The sequence below is a fragment of the Asticcacaulis sp. genome (assembly GCF_027484505.1).
Lineage (GTDB): Bacteria > Pseudomonadota > Alphaproteobacteria > Caulobacterales > Caulobacteraceae > Asticcacaulis.
The window spans coordinates 1-3,750 of sequence record NZ_JAIXSV010000191.1 but is presented as its reverse complement, the minus strand read 5'-3'; the positions used below and the strand labels follow the sequence as shown (position 1 = coordinate 3,750).

The window sequence follows — 3,750 nt, the reverse complement described above, 5'->3', positions numbered from 1 at the left end:
CGGTCCAGATTTCCTGATTGCCGCGTTCATGCCGGTCGGACAGTTTCTGCAGGTCGGGCGACAGGTGCCCGATATCGGCGCTGATCTTGGTGACCAGGATTTCCACCGACCCAAAGGCCCGCCGCCCCGCCTTGTCATTGGCGATATCCGCCTCCGCCCGGTCCAGCCGTGCCCCCACCCGCACCAGTTCCAGGCGCAGCGACTGCACCAGTGCCGGCAACCCATCAATCTCCCGCGCCTTGCCCGACACCAGCCACCGCACCCCCGCAATCACCCCCGTCACCGCCAACACCAACCCCGCCCCCGTCAGGGCCTCCGCACCGAACGCATCCATAAAAGGCTCCTGACATGAGGGGGGAAAGGATGCCGGGAGTATGGGGCGGGGAGGGGATGGGTGTAAAGAATTAATTCCTATCACGTTGTCGGCGACGGGGTGCAACAGCTTAATGATGAGCCGGTTGCCTACGGCTCAATTTGATGCGGGCGACGCGTCTCCAACCTTTCACAATCCGGCCAGAAGTCCCGGATAAGGTATGTGTTTGTTCGCTGAAATCGCCGCTTCATTGGCTTTCGCTTTGGCAATTCTCAACTCACCAGATGTCTTTGTAATGTTATCGGCATCCCCGGAAACAACGGCAGCGTCGTAAGATTTTGTCTTGGTCTCCACATCGATCATGGCGGCAAGATAGCCGGTATCCGATGCCGACCATGCCGGCGGCGGCGGCGGCGGTGTTGATGTCAAGGCGTCCTTTACTGCCTTCTGCGCTGTCTCGGCCTGGCCCTTTAAGGCCTTGGCCAAAGCCAATCCAAATTTGTTTGCATCCTTGATGAGAACAAATCTTACCTGTGCATTGGTGGCACCGGCTCTTTCGCTTTCGCTGGATGGCAAGGCCGCGACGGCCGCTTTGAACTCAACATCGGCGTCATTAAAGTTTTCCTGTGCCACGATCAAGGCTTCCTTCGTCTCAGCCGATGGCTTTGCCTCAACGGCCCTCTGGGCCGCCGCCCGCCCCTTGGCCGCCGCCGCCAATTCAGCCTTGCGTGTAGCAGCAAGCGATTTGGCCGCATTCATTGCTTGCAGCCTGCTATCAACAAGACCGGTCGTTGGTCTGTTTGGCAGCCAGACTGACCGGTAATTTCGCAACTGTTCCCAGCCCAGGACATCTCCAGGCCGCAGCGACGGCAGGGATATGCGCGCACCGGCAAAACCGTCGCCAATTCCAGGAGCTTTGGCATCGAACCCGGGCGTTGCAAACAGAAGGTGAAGTTCAGCAGTCATTTGGTCCCTTTTTTCCGCGCCGCTCAATGGTGATCGATACCAGATCAGAGATGGTCTGGCGAAAAAACCCTCCCGCCCAGATATGAGTGGGATCTCCATATATAGAGACGGAATTTTATTAATACCGACTGCATTTAATAATTTTGTAATTTCTACTAAATTTTCCTCTGTGTCGCTGTTTCCAAACTTCAGTTCACCTTTCTTCGACAACTCATTGCTGGTCATCATCTCCTCAACGGTTCCTTCCTTGCCGGGAATGAAGAACACGAGGCAGGAGCTGGTCGGGCGAAAAACGGCGGTCGGTCCCTTGGCACCAGGAGGATCGATCATACCGAAACGAAACCCCGTGGTTCCCTCGGCAACGATACCTTGCTCTTTGGACGCGGCCTCCAAGGCATCCCCAAGGGCATTGAACCCAGATTTGACTAGATCACCAGCGATCCCTGCGAAAAGTGAGGCGATGACTGTGCCAAAAAACTCATCGACCTTCTTCTGTTCAAGATCCAAAACGGCCTTCGGCGTCAATGGACAGGCCTCCAATTGGACAATCTGCGCGGTTGTAATGGTTTCGTCGCGCTGAGCCTGAACAGGCTGCGTCAATGCCATCACCGTCGTTAGGGCCATCACCATGGTCCCCATTTTACCGATATGCATGTTCAGCTTCCTTCTGTTACGGCTTGTCGAGAATTTCGGCGCTAACTGCGAAAGTACTGTTGCTGATGGGCAATGATGAGCTGCATCGGGCATCTTCCCCATCGCTGCTGCTTATCAGCCCTACAACATTGTAAGAACCGTCAGACAAGCGGGTGGAGAATACCGGAGCTCCTGAGAATCCCCGAACTGTCTGGCATGCGAGTTGCAAACATCCGTTGGAAACTGCTAGAGCTTGACACAAGCCTTTTCTTGGATATCTCAAAATTACTTTTGGTACTTTCTCTTCTTTATTATAGTCAGTGAGATTATAATAGGCGTATGGGGCAACAATTGTCACCTCTGACGGATCCTGTTTTTTATTGTATTTTACAAGATTGATACGGGATATATTGAGACTTTCACCGGGCGGCATCTTATAAACAGCCCAATCGATAGGTACGCCGGTGTCACCCCAGTCGCCTGCCCTCATAAATGTCAATGGTACGTCAGATATTAATCCGGACGCCGAAGATAATGTATAGTTTGCATTCCTGTTTTGCTTTATGCAATGTTTTGCGGTCAGAAATGTTCTGTCATTTCGAATAAGTCCTGAGCAAATTACAGCTCCATCTAATTTTAATAATCCTACCACATCAAGAATCTGACTTACTTGTTCACTGTCACTAATTATAGTGGGCACAGCATCCAAAGTTGAAAAAATATCGTTCTTTCGATCTACAAAACTACCCAAACATGCCAAATCGTATTCAATTGCATGCTCAACATCTATTTTATCGGTTCCATCATAGAAATTTCTAAATCTAGCAGACGCCAACTCACAATTTTTACTTATATCTGACGATATATCAATTCTAGTGATGATTCCAGCGTAGTATATTGTTTCACTGCACTTGGATTTTGATAATATATTATCCAATTTGCAGTGTACACTGCCATCTTTTATTAACTTATTAAGTTCATTTATCGTAGTCAAAGGACCACTCGGCTTCATAATTTCTTCAATTTTCCTTCTTTTCTTAATTATTAAATCTCTGAATTTTTCTTCTGTCAAATTCTCAAGATCATTTATATTCATTTGTTCTGTTTTAATTAAAATATCATTGTAGCTTATGTTAACATTATTGCTTTTAAGGTAATCTAATATGTATTTATTATTTTGATACTCTATGCCTAAATCGTATTTGTATTTCGATATACTATCGACATACTGACTTGATGAAATGACACTGTCAGCTTGCTGTGCTTCGGTATTTTTTGGGATACACATCAAAAAAAGGGAAAATAGTATAAAAAACATACGCATTTAATCCTCCCTAGGCATATGTTTCTTTATCATTATACCTGTAATTTTTTATACATCAACGCGATATCTGGCTTTCAATGTCAAAAAAATGACCTAATTTTTGAAAGCGTGGTTGATCTTTGTATCAATAGGCAAAGCCCCCCAACCGCTGACTTTTCCCCCAACCCGTGCTATACTCCGCCCATAAGCGCCACAGCCCTGTCCACCGCCGGCCCCATTCGGAGCGGCCGGCATCCACGCTCCGAAACACCATCCGTTTTATGTTTCACAGCGTTGCATTGGCCGCCACCATTCGGAGTCAGCCGCACCGGCACTCCGAAACATCGGCGGTTTTACGGTTCACAATGTTTCACAGGGCCGGTCCATTCGGAGAGGCGCTGCCGGCCCCTCCGAATGCTGACATGGCCCCCGGCCTTCACCCTGCCAGGGCCGCCGTGACCGCGCGGTCCAGTTCGGCGATGGCGCAGGTGATGTGGTAGAAGCTGCTGGCGGGTGCCGGTTCGTCGGTGAACTG

At 49.5% G+C, this 3,750-nt stretch carries 3 protein-coding genes; all 3 read right to left on the bottom strand.

All coding sequences use genetic code 11. From position 1 onward, the window contains the following. The coding region (locus Q0072_RS11935) for a hypothetical protein (protein ID WP_298330313.1) at positions 1 to 334 on the bottom strand (334 nt) is incomplete at its 3' end. Between the two features lie 168 nt (positions 335 to 502). Continuing rightward, positions 503 to 2,026, bottom strand: a complete 1,524-nt coding sequence (locus Q0072_RS11930) for a hypothetical protein (RefSeq protein WP_298330310.1) — start codon at positions 2,024 to 2,026, stop codon at positions 503 to 505. Next, positions 1,950 to 3,236 (bottom strand): trypsin-like serine protease, encoded by a 1,287-nt coding sequence (locus Q0072_RS11925; protein WP_298330308.1) that lies wholly within the window; start codon positions 3,234 to 3,236, stop codon positions 1,950 to 1,952. The genes Q0072_RS11930 and Q0072_RS11925 overlap by 77 nt, the downstream gene beginning before the upstream one ends. Between the last annotated feature and the right edge of the window lie 514 nt (positions 3,237 to 3,750).